We start from the raw sequence: 23,877 nt of genomic DNA, 5'->3' as shown, positions 1-23,877 counted from the left end.
TTTAGCTGACTGCTGATAGCTGAAAGCTGACAGCTTCTTTTATTCTCCTATGCTCTTCCCGGGGTTGAGGATGTTCTTGGGGTCCAGGGCCGCCTTGATGCGCTTGGAGTAGAGAATGGTGCCGCGGCCCACTTCTTTTTCCATGAACCGGGATTTGGCCAGGCCGATGCCGTGTTCTCCGGAGAGCGTCCCCCCAAACCCCAGGGCCGCCTCGAAAATGGCGTCCACCGCGGCCTCCACCCGATGCCACTCGGAGACGTTCCTGCGGTCTGTCAGGATGGTGGGATGGAGATTGCCGTCCCCGGCGTGGCCGAAGGTGCCGATGGGCAGGTCAAAGCGCTGGCTGATCTCAACGATGGCCCGAATCATGGCCGGGATTTTGCTGCGCGGCACGGTGGCGTCCTCTAAGACCACGGTGGGTTTTAGCTTGGCCAGGGCCGAAAGCGCCGCGCGCCGGGCGCTCCAGACCCGGTCCCGCTCGGCGTCGTCTTTGGCGGCGTGCACTGCGGTGGCGCCGTGGCTCCGGCAGATGGCCTCCACCTTCTCGGCCTCTTCCGCCACCACCGCGGGATGGCCGTCCACCTCGATAAGCAACAGGGCCGCGGCCTCAACCGGCAGCCCGGCGTGGCTGTAATCCTCTACGGCGCGGATGGTGAAGTTATCCAGGAATTCCAGGGTGGCCGGGACGATGCGGTTGGCGATGATGGCGGCCACGGTCTCGGAGGCCTGGGCGACGTCCTCGAAGGTGGCCAGCATGGCCTTCCGGGCTTGGGGCAGGGGAATGAGCTTGAGGATAATCTCGGAGATGACCCCCAGGGTGCCCTCGGAGCCCACCAACAGGCCGGTGAGATTATAACCGGTGACGCATTTGACGGTGCGGGAGCCGGTCTTCACCACGTCGCCTGCGGCGGAGAAGAAATTGAGGCCCATGATGTAATCCAGGGTGACCCCGTATTTGAGCCCGCGCAAGCCTCCGGCATTTTCCGCCACATTGCCGCCCAGGGTGGAAACGGCCATACTGCCGGGATCGGGGGGGTAAAACAGGCCCTTGGCTTCCACGGCCTGGGCCAGCTTGGCGGTGATGACCCCGGGCTGGACCACGGCATAGAGGTCTTCGGCGTTGATCTCCAGAATCTGGTTGAGGGCATTGGTGAGCACCACCACGCCCCCGGGGAGGGGGATGGTGCCGCCGCTCAGATTCGTTCCGGCGCCCCGCACGGTCAACGGCAGGCCGTTGTCGTTGCACACCTGCACCACCTGTCCCAAAAGCTCGGTGGACTTGGGCCTGACCACCAGGGCCGGCAGGACGGGTTCCAACACCGCGGCGTCATAGGCATAGGTAAGGCGGTCGGTTTCCTGGAGAAAGACCTGGTCCTTTCCCAGGAGCCGCTGAAATTCTTTTACCAGGCTATCACTGACCATATCGGTCTCCTTGTGGGGGAGGGTAGGGCTATTACTTGTGTAAATGATATTCTCTCCCAGCGCCAATGTCAATTGGTAAGACCAATTTAATATTCGAGAATAATCATTTTCTGGCCAGGTGGTCTGATCTCTAGCGGTACGGGAAGCAGTGCGTCAATTCGATTTGCGTCCCAATGCGGCGCTTTCCGGCAGGGGGGTTTGGCTCTGCCGTTCCTGGAAGAAGTCTAGGACAAAGGTGATATGCCGTTTCATGGCGGCGTAGGCCGCCTCGGGATCGTGAGCCTTAATGCCCTGGAAGATCTCGGTATGTTGCTGCCCGATAATAATCAGATTGGCGGGGTCCTCATAGAGATAGGAGAGGTTCTCTTTGATGCCGTAATGCAGCAGGTCGTAAAACGTCTTCATGATGTGGACCTGCACCGTATTCTTGGTGGCAAAGGCGATGGCCATGTGGAAGGACACGTCTTCTTCGATACCCAGGCGCCCGGCCCGGTTTTCCTCCAGCATGTGGGCCAGAGCCTTCTCCAATACCTGGAGGTCTTCTGGAGTGGCCCGCTGGGCCGCCAGAGTTACTGCCTGGCCTTCCAGTCCCATCCTCACCTCCAGGAGTTCCTCCAGGGTGGGGCTGTGACCTTCGATCATGGCGGCTAACGGATTAAGTCCCCGCTGATCTTGAATGGAGCGCACGTAAGTGCCTTGTCCCTGGCGATGTTCCAGGAGTCCCATGGTGACGAGCTGCTTGATGGCTTCCCGCACCGTGGGGCGGCTCACCCCCAGGGCCTGGGCCAGTTCCCGTTCGGGCATGATTTGCTCCCCGGGTTTGAGTTGACCCCGAAATATGAGGTCCCGGATCTGCTCATAGGCCTGGTCCGAAACCCGCTTCACCTTGATGGGCTTAAGTAACGCCGCCATGCTCCTCCTTTGAACCTAAAAATTGCGCCCCGGCAATTTTTTCCCTTGACAACTATTTTATGGTTTCATACCATATTGTCAAGTGGTCTGACCAATGACCAAACCTCTTAGTTTAGCGCTTATTTCATGCTGGTAAGACCATAAAACAGGTGACCCCCTCCGGCCACCGCCAAACTTCCACCCACAAATAGAGGCGCTTAACTATGGGGCCACAGACTGACCTGAACCTCTTCAAGGAAAAGGCCGCGGCCGTCCAGGTAGTGATCTCCGAGATCACCGATGTGACCGCGGCCTTCGATTATGCCGCGGATCTTACCACAAAACAAGGGGGCAAATCCATGGCGGCCTTCGGTTGGGACGGCCAAGACCGGGCAGACCTGGAAAAAGCTTGCTCCCAGGCCGGAGTGAATCTGGTTATGGATAACCTGCGAGAACACGCCGCCAACCTGCACACGGCCCTCACCCTGGCCGACTGGGGCATCGCCGCCACCGGCACCCTGGTGTTGGACTCCGGCTCCGAAGACCTGCGTCTGGCCACCATGCTGGCGGAAATCCATATTGCGGTCTTACCCTTGTCTCGCCTTAGGCCTGATTCCGAGGCCTTGGAAGCGGACCTGGTCCGTTTGATGGCGTCCCCCCCCAGTTACGTGGCCTTCATAACCGGGGCCTCCCGCACCGCCGACATCGAACGGGTCCTCACCATCGGCGTCCACGGCCCTCAGGAATTACACGTACTCATTTTAAAGGACCAGGAATCATGATCGACACGGCCCAAAACCTTAAGGAATACAAAAAGCGTCTGAAGAAGGCCCTGGATAACAAATTTCTGCGCTCCGCCATGGGCACCTTTGCCTCGGCTTACAAAGAAGCCCAGGGCCGCATCTTTCAGGGAGTGGACGTGGAGGGCTTGCGCCGGGAGATCGCTAAAGGTAAGGACGAGGCCCTGCCCCACCTGGAAGAGCTTTACCAGGCCTTCAAGGCCAAGGCTGAAGCCGCCGGGGTGAAGGTCCATCTGGCCGCCACCGCCAGGGAGGCCAACGAGATCATCGCCGCCATCGCCCGGGATAACCAGGTCAAGAAGATCGTCAAATCCAAGTCCATGACCGCAGAAGAGACCTTTCTGAACGACCATCTGGAAAAAGATGGCTACGAGGTGGTGGAAACGGACCTGGGGGAGTGGATCATCCAGCTACGCCACGAAGGGCCGTCCCACATGGTCATGCCGGCCATCCACCTGTCCCGGCAGGAGGTGGCGGATTTATTCAGCAAAGTTACGGGTGAACCTCAGGAACCCGACATCGGCAATCTGGTGAAGGTGGCCCGCAAGGAGTTGCGCAAGGCCTTCCTGACCGCGGATATGGGGATTTCCGGGGCCAATTTCGCCATCGCCGCGACCGGCAGCTTGGGCATCATCAGCAACGAAGGCAACGCTCGCCTGACCACCACCCTGCCCCGGGTCCACGTGGCCCTGGTGGGGGTGGACAAGCTGGTGCCAGATCTGCATTCCGCCCTGCGGATTCTCAAGATCTTGCCGCCTCGGGCTACCGGCCAGATTATCACGTCTTACGTCTCCTGGATCACCGGGGCCAACGAGTGCCGGACCGCGACCGGCGGCCAGAAGGAGATGCACGTCGTCTTTCTGGACAACGGCCGCCTGGCCATCTCCCGGGACCCCATTTTTTCCCAGGCCCTGCGATGCGTGCGCTGCGGCTCCTGCGCCAACGTCTGCCCGATTTACAGCCTGGTGGGTGGCCACAACTACGGCCACGTCTATATCGGCGCCATCGGCCTGATCCTCACCTATTTTTACCATGGCCGCAAAAACGACCGGGCCATCGTACAGAACTGTCTCAACTGCCAGGCCTGTAAAGCGATATGCCCTGCGGGCATCGATCTTCCCCATCTTATCAAGGAAACCTATTGCCAGGTTTTGCAAGGCGAAGAGAAGCTGCCTCTGAAAAATAAACTGCTGCGCCGGGTCCTGAAGGATCGCAAACTCTTCCATTTTATCCTGCGCCGGGCCTCTCTGGCCCAGAAGCCCCTGGCCCGGGGGGATGGGTTCATCCGGCACCTGCCCTTCTTTTTCGGCAAAGAGCACGACTTCCGAAGCCTGCCGGTCATCGCCCGCACCCCCTTCCGGGACCTGTGGCCTAAGCTTTATCAGAAGGTGGACAACCCCCGTTACCGGGTGGCCCTGTTTGGCGGCTGTCTGGTGGACTTTGTTTACCCCGAACAGGGGATTGCCCTGCTCAAGGCCTTGAAGGACCAGGGGGTGCAGGTTGAGTATCCCATGGAGCAGACCTGCTGCGGCTTGCCCGCCAAGATGATGGCGGAAAAAGACGTGGCCAAGGAAGTGGCTCTCCAGAACCTCGCGGCCTTGGACCCGGCGGATTACGATTACATCCTGACCCTATGCGCCTCCTGCGGCTCCCACATCAAAGAAGCCTACCCCAAGCTGCTGGCCGGTACGCCTGCGGCCGTAAAAGCCGACCAGCTTGTGAGCAAGCTCATCGACTTCAGCTCGTTTCTGACCCAGGTCCTCAAAGTTACGCCTAAGCGCTTCAGGGGCGGCAAAAAGAAAGTGGCCTACCACTCCCCCTGCCACCTCTGCCGGGGGATGGGCGTGGTGCAGGAGCCCCGGGATTTGCTGGCCATCGCCGGCCTGGAATACCTGCCTGCCAGGGACGAAGACACCTGCTGCGGCATGGGTGGGACCTTTTCCATGGATTTCCCGGAGCTCTCCGCCGAGTTGCTCAAGAAGAAACTGGACGCGGTGGAGGAAACCGGTGCGGATTTATTGGTCACCGACTGCCCCGGCTGCGTGCTGCAACTCAAGGGTGGCATGGACAAGCGCAAAAGCCCGGTCAAGGTCAAGCACATCGCCGAAGTCGTCGCGGAGGCCCAAGAGGCTGCGCAGGATTGAGGAAGGTGGGATGAGAGCCGGCCCCGAGCCGGGTTCATCTTTTAATATTATTTAAAGCATTTCTCTATCGGAGGGTAACCTAATGACCTGGCTGCAAAATTACAACCCCCTGGGTAACCTGGGCATCTCGGCGTTGGTGGCCGCCATCCCTCTCTTCATTCTCCTTTACATGCTGGGGATCAGGCGGTCCAAAGGACACCATGCCGCCTTTTTCGGCACTTCGGCGGCCATCTTGCTGGCCATCATTATCTGGGGCATGCCCGTGCAACTCGCAGTCATGGCCACCCTTAACGGTATGTTGTTCGGCCTTTTCCCCATCGTCTGGATCGTCATTACGGCCATCTGGGTGTACAACATGTCGGTGGAGTCCGGGGAGTTTGAGATCATCAAAAATTCCCTGGCCTGCATCACCGATGACCGTCGTTTGCAGGCCTTGTTCATCGCCTTCGCGTTCGGCTCCTTCATCGAAGGAACCGCGGGTTTCGGCACCCCGGTGGCCATCACCGCGGCCATGCTGGTGGGTCTTGGATTTCAACCTGTGTACGCTGCCGGTGTCTGCCTGATCGCCAACACCGCACCGGTGGCCTTCGGCGCCATCGGCATCCCCATCGTGGTGGCCGCGGGGGTTACCGGCCTTGACATGATGCATATCAGCAAGATCGTCGGGCGTCAGTTGCCCCTTTTATCCGTGATCGTGCCCCTGTGGCTGGTGGTGACCATGAGCGGGTGGAAATCCGCCATGGAGGTTTTGCCGGCCATTATCGTCACCGGTTTGTGCTTCGCGGTTTCTCAATTCGTGGTCTCCAATTTCGTCGGCCCTTATCTGCCTGACATTATCTCGGCCATCGTCACCATCGCCGGCTTGGGTCTCTTCCTCCGGTTTTGGAAGCCGCCCACCATCTGGCGGTTCTCCGGGGTGGCCCCCACGGAACAGATAACCTGTCGCTTTTCCACGGGTGAAGTGATCCGTGCCTGGGTGCCTTACGGTATCCTGGCTATTATGGTGTTCCTGTGGGGATTGGATTCGATCAAGGTTTTCCTGAAGCCTTTCGGCACTACGTTCGACTGGCCACTGCTGCACAAGCTGGTGATCAAGACCGCGCCCATCGTGGCCAAGGATGTGCCCTACCCCGCGGTCTTCAATGTGAATATCGGCACTGCGGCGGGCACCGCCATCTTTATCGCCGGACTGCTGTCGATCCTGGTCCTTCCCAACTACGGATTCGGCAAGGCCTTTGCCTGCCTGGGCCGGACCATCAAAACCTTGAAGTGGGCCATCTTGACCATTTCCATGATCCTCGGGTTGGCCTATATCATGAACTACTCCGCCATGAGTTCAACCCTGGGCCTGGCCTTCACTGCCACCGGGGTGTTGTTCCCCCTCTTCTCGCCGATCCTGGGCTGGTTGGGGGTGTTTCTCACCGGCTCCGACACCTCCTCCAACGCCCTGTTCGGCTCCCTGCAAAAGACCACGGCGCAACAAATCGGGGTGGACCCCAATCTCATGGTGGCAGCCAACTCCAGCGGGGGCGTGACCGGCAAGATGATTTCGCCCCAGAGCATCTCCGTGGCTACCGCCGCTACGGGCCTGGTGGGGGAGGAAGGCACCATCTTTCGGTTTACCTTGAAGCACAGCATCGCCATGGTCCTGGTCATCTCCGTCATCACCCTGCTCCAGGCCTACTGGTTCAAGTTCATGCTGCCGTAAGTAACCTTAAGACTGAAAAAATGGCGGGGTTACCCCGCCATTTTTTAGGGGCTATTTACCCCAAAGCTTCAGCCTCTTATTATGTAAGGAAGGCTGCTGCGCCAGGTCTGGCTTTTGCGGAGAGGATCAGACGATTATCCACGTGGTGTCCTTAAAGGCATGTCCTTAACTCAAGGAGGAAGCACCATGAACATCACCGTAACCCCTGGCCGCAAGATCATCGGGCGGCTGGCCAAAGGCGAGGACTTGCTGGCGGCTTTGGAGAATTGCGCCCGGGAGCACGGCATCACCCTGGGAGAAGTCCAGGCCATCGGCGCGGTCACTAAAGCTCGGGTGGGCTATTACAACCAGACGGAGCGCAAATATTACTTCCTGGATTTGGCTCGTCCTTTAGAAATTTTGTCTCTTACCGGCAACATTTCGCTAAAAGACGGCAAGCCTATGGTCCATGCCCACGTCACCCTGTCCGACCATGACGGCTTGGCCCTCGGGGGGCATCTTGCCGAAGGCACCCTGGCCTTCGCCTGCGAGTTTGCCATCCAGGAATATAAGTCGGCCACGCCGCTGGTGCGCCAGATGGATGACCCCACCGGGCTGTTCCTGTGGCCTTATAAGTGAAGCGGTTAAAGCCGGCTATTCTGAACCATCTGGTGTAAGTCGTAGCGCCGCGGCTTATGCCAAACACATCTTCCTGGCTTCCTCCATCAGGCTGTCCCTAAATTTGGGATGGGCCAGCTTGACGATCTCCAGGGCTCGCTCGCAGGTGGACTTGCCCATCAAGTTGACCGCGCCATATTCGGTGACCAGGTAATGGGTGTCCATGCGGGGTGTAGTGACCACCGTGCCCGGGGCGAAGCGAGGCACCACCCGGGAGACCTCGCCGTTGTGGGCCGTGGAATAAAAGGCGATGATGGATTTCCCCCCCTTGGAATCAAAGGCTCCCCGTACGTAATCCAACTGGCCCCCGGTGCCGCTGAATTCAAACCCTCCCATATACTCCGAGTTGCACTGCCCCAATAAATCCACTTCAATGGTTGAGTTGATGGATATCATGTTGTTGTTGGCTGCAATGACTCGGGGGTTGTTGGTGTGGGAAACGGGGTAGCTCTCCATGCTGGGGTTGTCATTCATGAATTCGTACATCTCCCGGTCGCCTATGGCGTTGGTAAAGACGTGCTTGCGGTTATGCAGATTTTTTTTGCGCCCGGTGATCACCCCTTTTTTGATCAGGTGGACCATCCCCGGGCACATCAACTCGGAGTGAATTCCCAGATCCTTATGCCCCTCCAGGTAATGGCAGACTGCATTGGGAATGCCCCCCAAGCCCAGTTGAATAGTGGCGCCGTCCGGCACCATTTCGGCAATGTGGCGCCCGATGATCTCGGCTTCGGGCTTGGGCGGGTTAGGAATAAGTTCAACCAGGGGGGTGTCATATTCCACGATGGCGTCTACCTCGGAAACGTGGAGCAGGGATTCTCCAAAGACCCGGGGCATATGGCGATTGACCTCCACGACGAGCCGCTTGCAATGGAGGGCCGCGGTGGTGATGTAATCGTTGACGGTCCCGAAGCTGAAAAACCCGGCTTTATCCATGGGGGAGACGGTAGTGACCGTGACGTCTACGTGCATGAAATCCCGGATCAGCCGCGGGATTTGATGGAACTGGTTAGGCACGAAGACATGAGTGCCGGCTCTCACCTGGTCCCGGTCCGCGCCGCTGACGAACCAACAATGGGGCTGAATCAGGCCCGCCAAATCCGGGGATAAAATGGTGGTGCCGGCGTTCTTCATGGGCAGCAGCGAGTAGACCTTGAGGTCCCGAAGGCCCCCCTGCCGCACCCGCTGGGCCAGGGCCGCGAGCAGCGCCGGGGGTTCGCCGCTGGCCATGCCGTGGACGATGGTGGCCGCGTTAGGGACGGGCTCCATCGCCTGCTCCGGGGTGGTGAGTTTGCGCTGATATTCTTTTAAATACATAGCCAATTCCTCAAGAGCAGCCGGGGCTGGTTCGACGTAGGGTTGATATTTGCTCTATCGGTTAAACCCGAGAATAAACATTGCATTATTTTATCTTGAAATTGGGAGGGCCGGGGGAATTTGTTCGGCTTATTTAATTCCACCCCAAACCGCTCCCCTCGATTGGGAGAGGAAAAAAGAGCACTTTTTAAAGATCGGCGTGGGAAACGACGCCAGCCACCCTTGCTTATTACAGGCTAATCGGCATCTTCTGTCTTGGGAAGGGACGGCACAGGAGGCGAATGCGGGGTGGTATCTTCCCCCAGGATAACTTCTTTGGCCAGGTCCCTTACTTCCCGGCGCACCAGATCCAGACAGGCTCGACCCTCAAGGGTAATCTCATAATACTTTCGCACCCGGCCCCGGTAAACTTTGAGGCGGGAGGTCAAAAAGCTCGCCTTTTCCAGCAGGTGCAGGAGGGGATAGAGGCTGCCGGGGCTAATGGCATAGCCCTGCTCCCGGAGGAATTTGCTTAACTTGCCGCCATAAATCGGACCTTGGGAGGCCTGGTGCAAGATCACCAGGCGGACCATCCCTTGCCAAAAGGCCTGGTAAATCTGATCATGATAATTCATAAGTCGATTATAGATATATATCGGTTAGATAACGTTGAGGCTGCGGTTGATTTTTCGTTAGTTTTTCATTAGGTTTGCATGAGATGCTTAAAGATTAAAGGAGGCCACCCATGGCTCTTATGGATGACGGTTTGAAAGGTGCAGTGCCCAGCATTCTGGTGGTCTTGGGGGTAGCCATGGCGGCGCCCATTGTCCTGCCGGCAGTAGCAGCCGTCTCTCGCCCCCTGGCCAAGACCTTGATCAAGGGCTACCTGGTACTGGCCGATACCATCAAGGAGTTTGCCGCGGAGGCTGGTGAGCAGGTTTGTGACCTGATGGCCGAAGTCAAGGCTGAACGGGCGGCCACGGTGGACGCCGCAGACGCGGCCACCAAAGCCAAGACCGCCGGTTAACTCCCGGCCCGGGGTTTTTGGGTTTGCACGTCAGGCAAAAGGATTTTCATGCCTGGGCGGAGGAGTTTGCCTTATACCGTCTTTCGTTTTTCGTAAAATAGATTTAAAAATTACAATAAGATAAGACCATGTTAAGGGAATTCTTCGCAGTTTTCCCGTACGCCACAATCCCGGCATTTGGTCTCGTACCTCAGGAAGGTTGCGAGACTTCCCACCACTGCCCCCAGGGTAAAAAAGATAATGTACCACATCTTAAGCCTCCTACAAATCATCCCAGTTCGAAGCTCACCCGGCACTCTTCACTACCAACGTCAAGATAAACCCTTTATTGATTTATGTAGAAAAACAATATTATAGGCCAATGTCGTATTTGTTAATATTTAGTTAGTTTTAACAAAAGCCCACCATTCCATCCGAGCATCGGATATCTTCTCCAAGGAAAATCGCTTTGCAAAAGCGGAAGTTTGTGGCATACTAGTGAGTATCAGGCGGTATAATGCATCCTTGCGTTTTTATTAGGTAAATGTCTTTTTTGGTTTGGCTTTGGGTTATCTATAACTAACCTGACGTTCAATAAGAGGATAAACGCCCATGAGAAAGACTTATATCTTAGACACCAACGTGTTGCTGCACGACCCTGATTCATTATTCTCTTTTGAAGATAATGCTATAGTGTTGACCCTTTCAGTAGTAGAAGAGTTGGATCGTATTAAACGAAGAAGTGATGAAGTCGGTAGAAACGCCCGAGAAGTATCTCGAAAATTAGATGAATTAAGGTTACTGGGACGCTTGTCAGAAGGCGTGGAGCTCATCAATGGCGGGTCGCTGCGCATTGAGATCAACGGTCATAACTCCCACAATCCACTGAATGGCATTGATTTAACCAGCGTGGACAATAGGATTCTGGCCTTGGCCTATTCTCTCGGCAAGAATGGCGACAACCCGGTCATCTTGGTGACCAAAGATTTAAATCTGCGCATCAAAGCCGATGTCTTGGGGGTAACCTGCGAAGATTTTTACAGCGACAAGGTGGATTATCATCAATTATACAGCGGGGTCAGGGAATTATATCTGGCTCCCGCGGATATCGACCGTTTCTATCAGGAGGGCTCCCTGGATTATGACCAGGCCGAACTCCACCCCCATCAGTTCTGTATCCTGAAGTTGAGCGAATCTTCCTCCAAGTCCGCCTTGGCCCGGTATTGCAACCGCCGGCTCCATAAACTGTCGCATGACGGCAAAGCGGTTTACGGCATTAAGGCTCTGAACAAGGAGCAAAAATTCGCCCTGGATTTGCTGTTGGATGACAATGTCCAGGTGGTAACCCTGGTGGGCAGGGCCGGCACCGGCAAGACCATCATGGCCCTGGCCGCAGGGCTAGAAAAGGTCCTGGAAGGGGGCGGCCGCTACAACCGCATCCTCATCACCCGTCCTATCGTGCCCTTGGGCAACGATCTCGGCTACCTGCCCGGCGACAAAGAAGATAAGATCAGGCCCTGGATGCAGCCCATTTACGACAACCTGGAGTACCTGTGCAACGAGCATATCCAACCCAACGGCTGTATCGATTACCTGATCGCTAACGGCAAGATCGAGTTGGAGGCCCTTACCTACATCCGGGGCCGGAGTATTCCCAAGCAATTCATCATCTGTGACGAGAGTCAAAACTTGAGCCCGCACGTGATCAAAACCATCCTTACCCGGGTGGGCCGGGGCAGTAAGATTATCTTTACCGGGGACCCCGAGCAAATCGACCATCCTTACCTGGACGCCTCTTCCAACGGCCTCAGTTATCTGGTGGAAAAGATCAAAGAAGAAGAAATCTCCGGCCACATCACCCTGCTCAAAGGTGAGAGGTCCGGTATTGCCGAGTTGGGCGCCAAACTGCTCTAAGAGTCACAACCACTTCTATTTTCACGGAAATTCCTTACTTCACCGCGGGCCGGCTGCCTGATGCCATGGGGCCCCAGGGATAGCCACGTACTCAAAGAATCGGGGCGGCTGCTGTGGGGTGGGAAGATTTAAGAAATTAGAGTAAAATTCGATATATATCGTAATCTTTTTATTGGAGGCTGGGGTGAAGTCGAGTATAGTTAAAAAAGCTATCCCCAGGATAAGTATTAGATTTATATTAGGTTTTTGTTAGCATGCATTTAATTTAAGAACCTGGGGAAACCCAGGAGGGGGTAAGCCGATTCATGGACGGATTCGCTGTGGTTCATTCTCAGCCGGGGCAACTCAGTCTGGCTATTGACAAGCTCAAGGGCAACCATGACCTGACCCGTGATTTCCAGGCTGGGTTAGCCGGCATCCGGGGAATCCGGAGGGTGGAAACTGACCCCGACCGGGGCCTGGTGGAAGTTTCCTATGATAAGCAGCAGTTGACGTCGCTCATGTCGCTGTTGGCCCTGAAAGCTACCTTTACGACGTTTTTCCCGGAAGTTAACGCCATGCACCTGGCTTCCTGGCTGAGCCAGAGCATGTGACCCGGGCCGGACTCTTTGGCCGTTAGGTGATTGTTTATGGAAAAGCCTACTGTCCTTTTTCTGTGCACGGGTAATACGGCCCGCTCGCAAATGGCCGAAGCTTTTCTCAAAAAGTATGGCGGGGACCGGTTCGAAGTTCTCAGCGCCGGATATGAGCCTAAAGAGATCAATCCGTATACCAAACAAGTGATGGCTGAGGCCGGCATCGATATCAGCCATCAACATGCCAAGAGCGTTAAAGAATTTTTGGGAAAAATTGACATTCGCTATCTGATCATCGTCTGCGAACAAGCTGAAAAAACCTGTCCCAAAGTCTTCCCCGGCGTGTTGGTCAGACTGTTCTGGCCCTTCGATGATCCGGCGGCCGCAGGTGGCAGTAAAGAAGAAAAGTTAGCCAAGTTCCGTGAAGTCAGGGACCAGATAGAAGAACAGGTAAAATCTTGGTTGAGCAAGTTTGCTTAAACCGATCTTGTTTTGTCGATCCTCAATAACTAACGTTAATTTTTAATTATCCCGCAATCAGTCTCCGGAGGAAGGAATCATGGCTGAAAAAGAACCGAGTGAAGGCAAAGGGCTCGGCAACATGCTGGGTCAGGCCGGTACTACCGTGAAAGATGGCGTTGTCGGCAGCCTCAAGGGCTTGCAGGAGATCGAAGGCCAGATCGTCACTCTGGCGAGAACCGCCGTCACCGACGCCTTAAAGACCACCGGGGCCGTGGCCTCGGAAACCGTCAATGTGAGCCGGGATGTCTTCCAAGGGGTGATCAAGGCCACGGAAGAAGTGGGAACTGGGCTCATCGTCAGCGCCAAGAACGTGGCTAAAGGCGTGATCCTGGGCGTCAGCGACGTGGGCGGCAATGTGGAGGCCGCGGCCAGCGAACTGGTAAAAGGCGCGATCAAGGGCGCCGCGGACGTAGGCGGCGACGTGGCGACGGTGGCTAAAAGCGTCGTGACCGGGGTGATTGAAGGCGCTACCGAAATAGGCGGCAACCTGGGCGGCACAGCCAAGGCGGCCGTGGGCGGGGCCATTGAAGCCGCAGGGTCCCTGGGCCAGAGCGCGGTCAAGAGCATCAGCGATATCCTGGTGGGGGCGGTGGAAGGCGTCAAGGAAGTTGCCTGTGCCGTTATGCCCAAGGCCAAAGCCCCCGAGGAGTCAGCGCCGGCGGCCAAAGAGCCTCCTCCGGCGGCGGGGAAAAAAAGCCCCGGGGCCTAAAAGGGGCGGCAGCTTCCACAGCCCCCAAAGCAACTCAATAAAGTCCCATAAAGCCCATGGTGCAGGCCATTCATACCGCGGTAGCGGGTAGGGTGAGGTTTAAGGTTGACGGGCTCTACCGCTCCGAGGCCTTGAAACGCTTCCTGGAGGCGCAACTGGCGCGGCTCCAGGAAATCACCCACGCCTCGGCCAACGCCTTGACGGGCAATCTCCTGGTCTGCTTCAATTCGGGCAACACGCCCGAAACCATCACCGCCCTCATTGCCGGGTTGGTGAAAGGATTCCACCACCAGCAGCCCGCCGCGGCGGCAGTGCAACCCGAGCCCTTGTCCGCCGACTCCCCCCCTGATGCCGCGACTACCGCCTCAACGGTCGACAAATTAAAAGCCCTTTTTACCGCGGTGGCAGACCAACCCGAGGAACCCTGGCATCTGCAGGAACCGGACACGGTGCTGGCCGCGCTCCAGACCTCTCGGCTATCGGGCCTTCCGAACCGGGTGGTTGAGAAAAATCTCCAAAAGTACGGCCCCAATGTGCTGCCTGAGGCAGAGCGCCGGTCCGGCTGGGAAATTTTTACCGAGCAGTTCAAGTCCCTGCCGGTGGCGTTGCTGGGGGCGGCCGCAGGTATTTCCGTCCTCACCGGGGGCGTTCTGGATGCCGTGCTGATTATGGGCGTGGTCACCCTCAACGCCTTCATCGGCTACAAGACCGAAAGCGAAGCCGAAAAAACCATCCGCTCCCTCCAAACCCTGGTGCGGCCCACGGCCCTGGTTATCCGGGAGGGCCACATGCGGGAGATCTCCGCGGAAGATATTGTCCTGGGTGATCTTTTGGTGCTGCGCCCGGGGAGCTACGTGTCCGCCGACTGCCGCCTGGTGGAGGCTACCCATCTGTCGGTGGATGAATCCGCCCTGACCGGGGAAAGTCTGCCCGTAGTCAAAAGTACCGAGGCCTTGGCCAATGCCCGCATCCCCCTGGGCGACCGGCTCAACATGGCCTTCATGGGAACCCTGGTCACCGGGGGTGAAGGGCTGGCCGTGGTGGTGGCCACGGGCAGCTTTACGGAAATCGGCAAAATTCAAACCATGATGGGGGAAGCCACCAGTCCGGAGACCCCGATGCAGCGCCAATTGGGCCAGGTGGGCGATCAACTGGTGGTGGTATGCTGCGGGGTTTGCGGTGTGGTGTTTCTGGTAGGGTTTGTCCGGGGGCTGGGCCTGTTGGCGATGCTGCGCACCTCCATCTGCCTGGCGGCCGCGGCGGTGCCGGAAGGCCTACCCACCGTAGCCACCACCACCCTATCCCTGGGCATCCGGGATATGCGGCGTCATAAGGTCTTGATCCGCCATCTGGATGCAGTGGAAACCCTGGGCGCCCTCCAAACCATCTGTCTGGACAAGACCGGCACCATCACCCGCAATGAGATGGTGGTGGTGGAGATTTTTACGGGCATGCGGTCCTTAAAGGTCGAAGGGGAGCGCTTCGCGGCGTCCAACGGCGATGTCTCTCCTACCACCTGTGTGGAACTGCAGCGGCTCCTGCTGGTGTCGGTGCTCTGCAACGAAACCGAGATTTATCAGGAAGGCGAGGCCCGGAAGCTCCAAGGGACCCCCACGGAAGCTGCCTTGGTGCATTTGGCCCTCAAGGTAGGCATCGATGTGGCCGGCCTCAGGGAGCAATACCCGGTGCAGCGCATCAACTACCGTTCGGAAAATCGCCAGTTCATGGGCACGCTCCATACTGAGCCGGCCGGGGGGACGCTGGTGGCCATTAAGGGCAGTCCCCTGGAAGTCCTATCCATGTGCACGGTGCACCTCAAGGGTAACCAGTTGCTCCCCCTGAGTGATGAAGACCGGCGGGAAATCGAGGCCGAAAACGAGCGCATGGCCGGCCTGGCCCAACGAGTTCTGGGGGTCGCTTATTCAGACCGGGACGACCTGATTAATGGCGAAATGCCCAGCGAGTTGGTCTGGTTGGGTATCATCGGCATGGCCGACCCCATCCGGGAGGGTGTGGAAAAGGCCATCGCCGCGTTCCACGGCGCCGGGATCGAGACCATTATGATCACCGGCGATCAGAGCCCCACGGCCTACGCCATCGGCAAGGAACTGAACCTGAGCCACGAAGATCCCCTGGAAATCCTGGACTCCACCCATCTGGCCGATATCGATCCGGAGACCTTGAAGGCCCTGGCCAAGCGGGCCCATGTCTTTGCCCGGGTCAGTCCGGCCCACAAGCTCCAGATTGTCCAGGTCCTCCAACAGACCGGCAAGGTGGTGGCCATGACCGGAGACGGCATCAATGACGGTCCCGCCCTGAAGGCTGCGGATGTGGGGATCGCCATGGGCAGCACCGGCACTGATATCGCCCGGGAAGTCGCGGACGTGGTGTTGGAGGAAGACAACCTGGACACCATGATCATTGCCATCCGGGACGGCCGCACCACGTATAACAACATCCGTAAATCGGTGCATTTTTTCCTGGCCACCAATTTAAGCGAGATCATGCTGACCTTCACGGCCCTGACCGTGGGGCTGGGCTCACCTCTGAACGCCATGCAGTTGTTGTGGATTAACCTGATCTCCGACATTTTTCCGGGATTGGCCCTGGCCATGGAAGCCCCCGAGCCCGATATCATGTCCCGGCCCCCTCGAGACCCGCAACGGCCGATTTTTACCGGCTCTGATTTCAAGCGCATGGCTTTTGAAGGCGCGACCATGACCGCAGGCGCCCTGGGAGCCTTCGGTTATGGTATCATGCGCTATGGCCTGGGGGCCCGGGCCAGCACCCTGGCCTTCCACGGCCTCACCACCGGGCAGCTTCTCCACGCCCTCAGTTGCCGTTCGGATCAGCATAGCGTGCTCACGCCCGGAAGCCTGCCGCCCAACCGCTATCTGACCGTTGCCCTGGCAGGGTCCCTGGGGGTACAGGTCTTGACCGCGGTGGTGCCGTGGTTCCGGACCATTCTTGGCTTAACCCCCCTTAGCCTGCTGGATGGTCTGGTGGTAGCCGGCGGGGCCGTGCTGCCTTTGCTGGTCAACGAAATCACCAAGAAACCGCCGGTTGAAAAAGAAGCGACCTAAGGATTAAAGAGGGCAAAGGACACCCGGATGAGAAAAGATTTTGTGTTCAATTCTGAATCCGTCACCGAGGGGCACCCGGATAAGCTGTGCGATCAGATCAGCGATGCCATCCTGGACCACTTCCTGTCCCAGGACCCCTATGCCCGGGTCCGGGCCGAGTGCGCCATCTCCACCTCCATCCTGTTCATTGCGGCCCGGTTTGCCTCGGAAATCAAGGCCGATATCCCTAATCTGGCCCGCAAGGTGATCGGGCAGGTGGGCTACTCTCAGCCTGACTTTGATGCGCGCACGTGCAGCATCTTGACCAGCCTCCAGGAGTATCCCCCCGACCTCGACCTCTATTTCAATGAAAACCGCCTGTCGGAAGCCGAGATCGACCGAATCCAGGTAAGGCAGCAGGCCACGGTCTTTGGCTATGCCTGCCGGCAGACCGAGGTTTTGATGCCTCTGCCCATCTGGCTGGCCCAGAAACTGGCCCGCCAGTTGATCGCGGCGCGGCTCCAACGCCTTATCCCTTACCTTTCCCCCGACGGCAAAACCCAGGTGGGGGTGGAATATCGGGATCGCAAACCCCACCGTATTCACAGCATCTCCATCATCGCCAGCCGGTCCAAATCCGCGCCGGAGAACATCAACACGCAACGGCTCCACGACGATGTACTGGAAGCGGTGCTCCGCCCGTCCTTTGCCGGGGAAGCCATCCGGCCGGATGACAAGACCATGATTTTCATCAACCCGGTGGAAAACCTCATGGTGGGGGGCCCGGGGGTCCATTCCGGCCTCACCGGCCGCAAAACCGACGTGGACACCTACGGCGACTACGCCCGGCACGGCGGCAATGCCCTGAGCGGCAAAGACCCCATGCGCGTAGACCGGATTGGTGCTTACGCGGCGCGCCATGCCGCCAAGAATCTGGTGGCCGCAGGTTTAGCGGAGGAATGTGAGGTGCAGTTGAGCTATTGCATCGGCCTGCCCCGCCCGGTGAGCATCAATGTGGAGACCTTCGGGACCGGCAAGCTTCCCGATGATGATCTGGCCAATCTGGTGGAGCAACATTTTGATTTTCGCCTGGCCGGCATCCTGAAACGCTTTCAACTCCGGCACTTGCCGTCCCTTCACAAAGGCAAGTTTTACCAAAGGCTGGCGGCTTATGGACAGGTGGGGAGGGCGGATCTGGAACTCCCATGGGAAGCTACGGACAAAATTGATCTGCTACAAAACAAGTAGATGCAGGTCCTGCATTTAGGGACCATTTTCCTTCTGGCTCTGGCGTGCAGCCTCGATAATATCGGGATCGGCATTGCTTATGGCGTCAGGAGGATAAGCATTCCCTTCGGCACCAACCTGCTCATCGCCTTGCTGACCGCAGGCGGCACTCTTCTGGTCATGCTGAGCGGACATCTGGTGACCAGGCTGATTCACCCCCAGACCGCCATCCTCTTAGGCGGCGTGATTATTATCCTAGCCGGCGCCTGGGTGGTCCTTCAAGAGACCGTTTTTCGCCAACCATTGAGGCCCCCGGAAGAATTGCACATGATTGCCCTGGCAGGTGTCCCCGAGGTCTCTCTGCTAAAGAAGATTTTTATGATTCTGGATAACCCTTTTATCGCAGATCGGGATTTTTCGGGCCATATTGACCTGAGAGAAGGACTCATCCTGGGATTGGCATTGTTGTTAAATAATCTGCCCATCGGCTTGGTGGCGGGATTATTGGGGTTAAGCCCGCTCCTCATCAGCTTGTCGGTGATTAGCTTGAGCATTCTGACCATCTGGGTAGGTATAAGCACGGGATATTGCCTGGGAACTCACTGGATGGGGCGTCTCTCCGGGCCTATTTCCGGATTAATTCTTATTATTATTGGAGCCTATGAAATTTGGGGAGCTTAAAACGGCATGAACCACTGGGACGCGCGGTGATGCTGGCCGCGCTGGGGTAGGCTATGTCCAAGGAAAGTATTTTGGTAATGGAAGATGAGGAGGATATTGCCGAACTCCTCAAGTATAATCTTGCCAAAGAAGGTTACCGGGTAACTGCCGCGGGGTCCGGGGAGGAAGGCTTAAAGGCCGCGCAGGCTGCGCTCCCGGATCTCGTGGTGCTGGATTTGATGTTGCCGGGGATAGATGGGCTGGAGGTCTGCCGCCGGTTCAAACAGGACGCCCGGACCCGGCCTGTGCCCATCGTCATGCTCACCGCCAAGGGGGAAGAGAGCGACATTGTGGCGGGACTGGAGTTGGGCGCCGACGATTACATCACCAAGCCTTTCAGCCCCCGGGTGCTGCTGGCCCGGGTCCGAGCGGTGCTGCGGCGCCGTGCCCCCGCACCGTCTGAAGAAGATACGCCGCTTGTCCTTCATGACCTCACCATCCATCCCGGCCGTCACGAGGTCTTGGTGCAAGGCCGGCCCGTGGAATTAACCGCCACGGAGTTCCGCCTCCTCAGTATGTTGGCCCGAAGGCCCGGTTGGGTGTTCACCCGGTCCCAAATTGTGCTTGAGGTCCACGGCGAAGATTATCCCGTCACGGATCGGGCCGTGGATGTCCAAATCGTCTGGCTCCGGAAGAAATTGGGCAACTGCGGGAAATACATCGGCACGGTTCGGGGGGTGGGTTACCGTTTTACCGAACAACCCAAGGCGGGGGAATAACCTTTCGCCCGCAACCTCCATCTTACCACAACGTAGAGCAGCAGCACAAAAATGCACAGCCCCGGGATGATCAGGCCGGGGGAATGCAGGTAATCCCACAGACGGGCCCGCTCTTCGCCCAAGACATAACCCAGGCTGAGCAGGGTCAGGGACCAGAGGCAACACCCGGAGGCGGCCAACAGGGCAAAAATGCCGACATGGAGGCGGGAGAGCCCCGCTACCACCGGCAAGAGATGGCGTATCCCCGGGATGAAATAGCTCACCGGAAGGCCCCACCTGCCCACGCGCTGAAACCAGGCCACCACGTAACCTAACTTTCTCAAGCGGCAGGGATTAGATTTCCCCCAATAAGCCAGCAGCCTGCCTCCGACGGTCCGGCCCACGATATAATTGAGCGATGTGCCGAAGAAACTCCCCAAGATTATTGCCATCAGGCTGGTTAACGGTTGTAAGACCCCGATGGAGACGAGGTAGCCGGCACCCATCAGAATGACTTCATCCGCCACTGGGATGCCGAAAACCCCCGTCGCCAGACAAGCAAAGATGCCCCAATACCCGTAGTTGGTGATCAGATAATTGAGAGTCTCCATCAGCCTGTATTCCCCGAAGATGCCATCGTGCCCGCCTGATGAACAGAACTGGGAAAATCGTGATAAGCGATAAAGTTACGGGCCTCATCCCTGCCCATGTAGCGCTCCAAGATCTTCAAAGGCGTTAGGGTTAAATCAACTAAAATAAGAGCATCCAAGACATTACTGAAATTCTGATCTTGATTAAAGGCCAGCAATTTGCCACCCAATTTCAGGTATTGTTTCAAAAGAATGGGAATGCCCTGCTGGTTTGGCTCGATATCGGCTATTAAGTCGGAGACCTCATTGATATCTGAGATGGCCGCGTTGGTTATGCTGCCATCAAAATGCCTTAGGATTTTCGATTGAAAGGGTCGCTTGGGTTTCACTAATTTCCCCAATTCCGGTAAATAATTATTCAATTTTAGCGAGTTGACCATCAGTTGCTGGGAGATGGTATGATATTGATTATTAATGGAAACCGGACCGAACAAGATTTTATAGCGTGGGTTTCTGGCCACGAAACTGCCGATACCTTTCCATAATAGCAGGAGCGCGGCATAGTTTTTCTGATATTCCGCCCGAACGAATGACCTCCCCAGCTCCAGAGCTGGATTGATCCTCTCCAGTAAAGCGGTTTTATATTTAAATAACGTGCTCGTATAAAGCCCGCTTTTGCTCAAGCGTTCCAAGATATAATCCGCCTGGCCCAAGCGGTAAGCCCCCACCACCTCGTGTTTCGCTCGATTCCAAATAAACAGATGCAGGTAGTGCCGGTCGAAAGTATCCAAGTCCCGGGACTTGCCGGTGCCTTCATGGGCCTGGCGGAAGGTGAGTTCCCGCAGCCGGCCGATCTCCCTGAGCAGACAGGGAATTTGCCGGGCTCGGGCCAGAAAAACCGTGTAATCCCCACTCTCTAATAAAATGTTCTCCGAGGGTAAGCTCAGTACTTCTTGGGTGATGCCTTGGCCATCACGGAATGGGGCCACGGGTGTCTCCCCGCTCTTGAGCCTGCCTCGCATGACGACCTTGCGGTCGGAATTCCGGCCTTGATCACGTCGCGCTTTCAGGATATAGGTCCGCAGGCGTAAATAGGTCATCATCTCCGCATCCGAGTCAAAAGACCGGAGTTTTTCAAAGGGAATGGCATTACCAATGGTCAATTGCACAGCTCTCCCCTTTTTGTTCATAAATTCATGGGGCAATAACATAGTGCGGAAGCAAGGATGCACCAGTCCTAAAATTTGAAACCAGGGTCCGTTAACGCCATGAAAAAAGACCGGCACCACCGTAGCGCCGGTTTTCCTAATCAATCTGGCACAGTTATGGTTCCAAGGCGGATCGGCAATGGCGCGCTCGCGCCACTGCACATGCGAAACCGCGCCCGCGGGGAAAATTCCCAACATCCCGCCGTCATGCAGCCATGCCAGGGCATCCTTTAAGGGTTTGATATTGTTTTTAACGGAGTCGCGGCGCTCATAAGGATCTACGTAAATAAAGATATCCCTCAACTCAGGAATCCTTTGTAGTAAAAAATTGGCCATGAGCTTTACATCATTACGGACTGATTTTAGCATCGCCGCCAGTATTACTCCCTCGATCCCGCCAAAAGGGTGGTTAGCCACGACAATCACCGGCCCTTGTGATGGAATGAGAGAAATAGCCTGATTATTGATATGAAAAGTTATGTTGAGTATGTCCAATAAATTGTTAAGAAAAATCGAGCCATCCTTGCAATAGCCGATATTTTCATAAGTTTTATCTATTCCATCCAAACCCAATGTCTTCTTAATTAACCTTCTCATAATTGGCGGCATGTAATTTAAATGATTGCCGTATTCAATCAGGCGTTGCGAAGCAGAGTTGTTGCCACAATTGTTTAACATAGTATTTATCCATGTTCTTGATGGCCGATTATGTCCATAAGAGATTTAAGCGATCTTAAGAGCAAACCATAAAACTATAAGAATAACTTAGTTAATCAAAGAGATTTTAAAGGCGAATTGTTAAGTTTTGCTGAAAATGAGATTAATTTTTGATTTATTTAACTGATAAAACGAGATGAATGAGAGCCAAAATTTTATTAAGCGTCTGAATATATGGGCGGGGCATTGGGAGGGAAGAGATTCCGGTGGCTTTGAGGGGAAAGGAAGTTATCCGCCTGTGCGTCCAGGCAGGAGTTCTATCATGGGTTTCTTTCATTCTTCAAAAGTGAAAGTTATTCCAATCAGAGCATCATTCCTCTAAAAAATATTATTTTTGATTTAAATATGATAGTGTGGCTCGTCAAAGGAGTTGATGAGAATGCTTGAATTTGCTCGAAGAGCTGACGGGTTACGGTCGGGAATCAATTCGTCACTCAGGTTCTGGGCTAATGTCTATAAGAATATCGTTGTATTATTATTGCCCATCATAGTTATTTTGACTTTATATCCTGAAACCATTGAAGCTAAAAATTTACCTCATTACGTTACAGTTGTTTTCAGATATGATGACTATTGCAGCCGCACTGATACTGAACTGGAGAAAAGAATCATAGCTGATTTCAAGAAGCATAACGTCTGCTGTACTTTCAGTATTATTCCTTTTGTGAAAGCTAAGAATTACCTTGGATTTGAGCCTCAAGATGTAATTCCACTCACCCCTGAAAAAATCGCTATTGCACGGGATGCCATTAAAGCAGGTGCTATGGACGCAACCCAACACGGATATTCCCATCAAACTCTGCAAACCAAAGGATGGCACACGGAATTCCAGACCCTCGATTATTCTACCCAGATGGATAAGCTCAAGAAAGGCAAGGCTTTTCTGGAAAAGGTTCTTGACAAGCCAATGATCACTTTTGTCCCACCTTATAACGCTTACGACGCCATTACCATAGAAGTGCTGGAAAAGCTGAATTTCCAATGTCTTTCTGCTGGCATGGAAGGCGAGACAGTTCCTTCCACTTCTCTGAAGATATTACCCGCTACCTGTAATTTAGATAATTTAAGAAATACAATCGAATATGCTCGTAAAATTGTGGATTATGATCCGATTATCTGTGTGGTCTTTCATCAATACGTCTTCAGTGACGTAGAAACGGTTACTGAACAAGAAGATATTAATTACAAGATGAGTTATGATAAATTTTCTGAACTGTTATCTTGGGTTGCTTCTCAAAAAGATATACGGATAATGTCGATAGACCAAGTCTTAAAAACCAAGGTCAACTTAAGCATGGACCGTTTTATAAATAATAAATATTATCTGCAATTAGTGCATTTAAAACCGGTATGGTGGCCACCTCATTACGGCATCTATTTGCCGGTTGATACGGCTTCTAATATCCGTTTTAGAAACTTCAAGGCGTTATTTAATATTACCAGAATGCGGAATATGCTGTATATTGCTTCATTCTATTTAATGATATTAATCATTGTATTCTCAGTTACCTATATCGTGGGGACAATAGGTTTTGCTGTTTCAAAGGTAATGGATAAAATATGCAAATATTACAGTTTGATCATGCTCGGTATTCTTCTATCTTATTTAGCTTTTGGTAGGATACAATATAAGCACCTTGAGGTCATCGTGGGGCTTTGGGGGTTAGGCTTAGGAGGATGGATGGTATTTCTTAAAAGGAAAAAATTATTAGATTCAAAGGAGAACCGTTAGGAGGCTTGAGTTATTCCCTTGCGGCTCTGCGAAATAATGATAGAGCACCGGTAGAACCACCGGAGTCAGGACGTGGCGGTGAACAGGCCGCCGACCACTACCACCGCCAGGGGCCGTTGCACTTCCGAGCCTGGCCCGCTGGCAAACAGGAGCGGGGACTGGAGGCGGAGGATACCAAAATCTCGGAGCCGAGGGTTTTCTTCCTTTGCGATCAGGCTTATGGTATATTGGAAACAGTTGGCAAGGTCAGAACTCTGGATCATAAACGATACAATAGCG

At 55.3% G+C, this 23,877-nt stretch carries 21 protein-coding genes; 14 read left to right on the top strand and 7 right to left on the bottom strand.

Annotation, left to right across the window (positions count from 1 at the left end):
- Positions 1–39 precede the first annotated feature (39 nt).
- Entirely contained in the window at positions 40–1,422 is a 1,383-nt protein-coding gene (locus WC600_04115) for an FAD-linked oxidase C-terminal domain-containing protein (protein MFA4901910.1), read from the bottom strand.
- Positions 1,423–1,575: 153 nt separating this feature from the next.
- Positions 1,576–2,334 (bottom strand): FadR/GntR family transcriptional regulator, encoded by a 759-nt coding sequence (locus tag WC600_04110; protein ID MFA4901909.1) that lies wholly within the window; start codon positions 2,332–2,334, stop codon positions 1,576–1,578.
- Between the two features lie 203 nt (positions 2,335–2,537).
- On the opposite strand from WC600_04110, the gene WC600_04105 reads away from it, so the two are divergent.
- From WC600_04105 to WC600_04090, 4 genes are all read left to right on the top strand, one after another.
- Positions 2,538–3,095 (top strand): lactate utilization protein, encoded by a 558-nt coding sequence (locus WC600_04105; protein MFA4901908.1) that lies wholly within the window; start codon positions 2,538–2,540, stop codon positions 3,093–3,095.
- The gene (gene ldhH / locus WC600_04100; GenBank protein MFA4901907.1) at positions 3,092–5,257 is read left to right on the top strand and encodes an L-lactate dehydrogenase (quinone) large subunit LdhH; all 2,166 of its coding nucleotides are present in this window, start codon (positions 3,092–3,094) and stop codon (positions 5,255–5,257) included. The genes WC600_04105 and ldhH overlap by 4 nt, the downstream gene beginning before the upstream one ends.
- Before the next feature lie 82 nt (positions 5,258–5,339).
- On the top strand, positions 5,340–6,965 hold the full coding sequence (locus tag WC600_04095; GenBank protein MFA4901906.1) for a lactate permease LctP family transporter: 1,626 nt from the start codon (positions 5,340–5,342) through the stop codon (positions 6,963–6,965).
- Between the two features lie 186 nt (positions 6,966–7,151).
- Positions 7,152–7,583 carry a PPC domain-containing DNA-binding protein gene (locus tag WC600_04090; protein ID MFA4901905.1) on the top strand — a complete coding sequence of 144 codons (432 nt, stop codon included), beginning with the start codon at positions 7,152–7,154 and terminating at the stop codon, positions 7,581–7,583.
- 54 nt (positions 7,584–7,637) lie between these two features.
- Here the strand turns inward: WC600_04090 and WC600_04085 are convergent, their stop codons facing one another.
- Both WC600_04085 and WC600_04080 read right to left on the bottom strand, forming a co-directional pair.
- Positions 7,638–8,939 (bottom strand): acetyl-CoA hydrolase/transferase C-terminal domain-containing protein, encoded by a 1,302-nt coding sequence (locus tag WC600_04085; GenBank protein MFA4901904.1) that lies wholly within the window; start codon positions 8,937–8,939, stop codon positions 7,638–7,640.
- 236 nt (positions 8,940–9,175) lie between these two features.
- Complete coding sequence (locus WC600_04080) at positions 9,176–9,553, bottom strand: PadR family transcriptional regulator (protein ID MFA4901903.1); 378 nt, start codon at positions 9,551–9,553, stop codon at positions 9,176–9,178.
- Positions 9,554–9,663: 110 nt separating this feature from the next.
- Here WC600_04080 and WC600_04075 point away from each other — a divergent pair, with 110 nt between their 5' ends.
- The 9 genes from WC600_04075 (at position 9,664) to WC600_04035 (ending at position 19,372) form a co-directional block, all read left to right on the top strand.
- Complete coding sequence (locus tag WC600_04075; protein MFA4901902.1) at positions 9,664–9,945, top strand: DUF5132 domain-containing protein; 282 nt, start codon at positions 9,664–9,666, stop codon at positions 9,943–9,945.
- Positions 9,946–10,536: 591 nt separating this feature from the next.
- A complete protein-coding gene (locus tag WC600_04070; protein ID MFA4901901.1) occupies positions 10,537–11,838 on the top strand; it encodes a PhoH family protein in 1,302 nt (433 codons plus the stop codon).
- 305 nt (positions 11,839–12,143) lie between these two features.
- Positions 12,144–12,431 carry a hypothetical protein gene (locus WC600_04065; protein ID MFA4901900.1) on the top strand — a complete coding sequence of 96 codons (288 nt, stop codon included), beginning with the start codon at positions 12,144–12,146 and terminating at the stop codon, positions 12,429–12,431.
- Positions 12,432–12,467: 36 nt separating this feature from the next.
- The gene (locus WC600_04060; GenBank protein MFA4901899.1) at positions 12,468–12,893 is read left to right on the top strand and encodes an arsenate reductase ArsC; all 426 of its coding nucleotides are present in this window, start codon (positions 12,468–12,470) and stop codon (positions 12,891–12,893) included.
- 79 nt (positions 12,894–12,972) lie between these two features.
- A complete protein-coding gene (locus WC600_04055; GenBank protein ID MFA4901898.1) occupies positions 12,973–13,644 on the top strand; it encodes a hypothetical protein in 672 nt (223 codons plus the stop codon).
- Positions 13,645–13,700: 56 nt separating this feature from the next.
- Entirely contained in the window at positions 13,701–16,727 is a 3,027-nt protein-coding gene (locus tag WC600_04050) for an HAD-IC family P-type ATPase (protein MFA4901897.1), read from the top strand.
- 27 nt (positions 16,728–16,754) lie between these two features.
- Positions 16,755–17,954, top strand: a complete 1,200-nt coding sequence (gene metK, locus WC600_04045) for a methionine adenosyltransferase (GenBank protein ID MFA4901896.1) — start codon at positions 16,755–16,757, stop codon at positions 17,952–17,954.
- Positions 17,955–18,614 (top strand): sporulation membrane protein YtaF, encoded by a 660-nt coding sequence (gene ytaF / locus WC600_04040; protein MFA4901895.1) that lies wholly within the window; start codon positions 17,955–17,957, stop codon positions 18,612–18,614.
- 53 nt (positions 18,615–18,667) lie between these two features.
- A complete protein-coding gene (locus tag WC600_04035; protein MFA4901894.1) occupies positions 18,668–19,372 on the top strand; it encodes a response regulator transcription factor in 705 nt (234 codons plus the stop codon).
- Here WC600_04035 and WC600_04030 read toward each other — a convergent pair.
- Entirely contained in the window at positions 19,336–19,962 is a 627-nt protein-coding gene (locus WC600_04030; protein MFA4901893.1) for a DedA family protein, read from the bottom strand. The genes WC600_04035 and WC600_04030 overlap by 37 nt on opposite strands.
- Positions 19,962–21,827: a GNAT family N-acyltransferase gene (locus WC600_04025; protein ID MFA4901892.1), complete on the bottom strand. Its 1,866-nt coding sequence runs from the start codon at positions 21,825–21,827 to the stop codon at positions 19,962–19,964. Before WC600_04025 ends, WC600_04030 begins: the two co-directional genes overlap by 1 nt.
- A 418-nt stretch (positions 21,828–22,245) precedes the next feature.
- On the opposite strand from WC600_04025, the gene WC600_04020 reads away from it, so the two are divergent.
- Positions 22,246–23,598, top strand: a complete 1,353-nt coding sequence (locus tag WC600_04020) for a DUF2334 domain-containing protein (protein ID MFA4901891.1) — start codon at positions 22,246–22,248, stop codon at positions 23,596–23,598.
- A gap of 65 nt (positions 23,599–23,663) precedes the next feature.
- On the opposite strand, the gene WC600_04015 is transcribed toward WC600_04020, so the two are convergent.
- Positions 23,664–23,861, bottom strand: a complete 198-nt coding sequence (locus WC600_04015; GenBank protein ID MFA4901890.1) for an efflux RND transporter permease subunit — start codon at positions 23,859–23,861, stop codon at positions 23,664–23,666.
- Between the last annotated feature and the right edge of the window lie 16 nt (positions 23,862–23,877).

Source organism: Desulfobaccales bacterium (assembly GCA_041648175.1).
GTDB lineage: Bacteria > Desulfobacterota > Desulfobaccia > Desulfobaccales > 0-14-0-80-60-11 > 0-14-0-80-60-11.
Note: the sequence above shows the minus strand (reverse complement) of the source record. Positions and strands in the feature narration are given on the sequence as shown.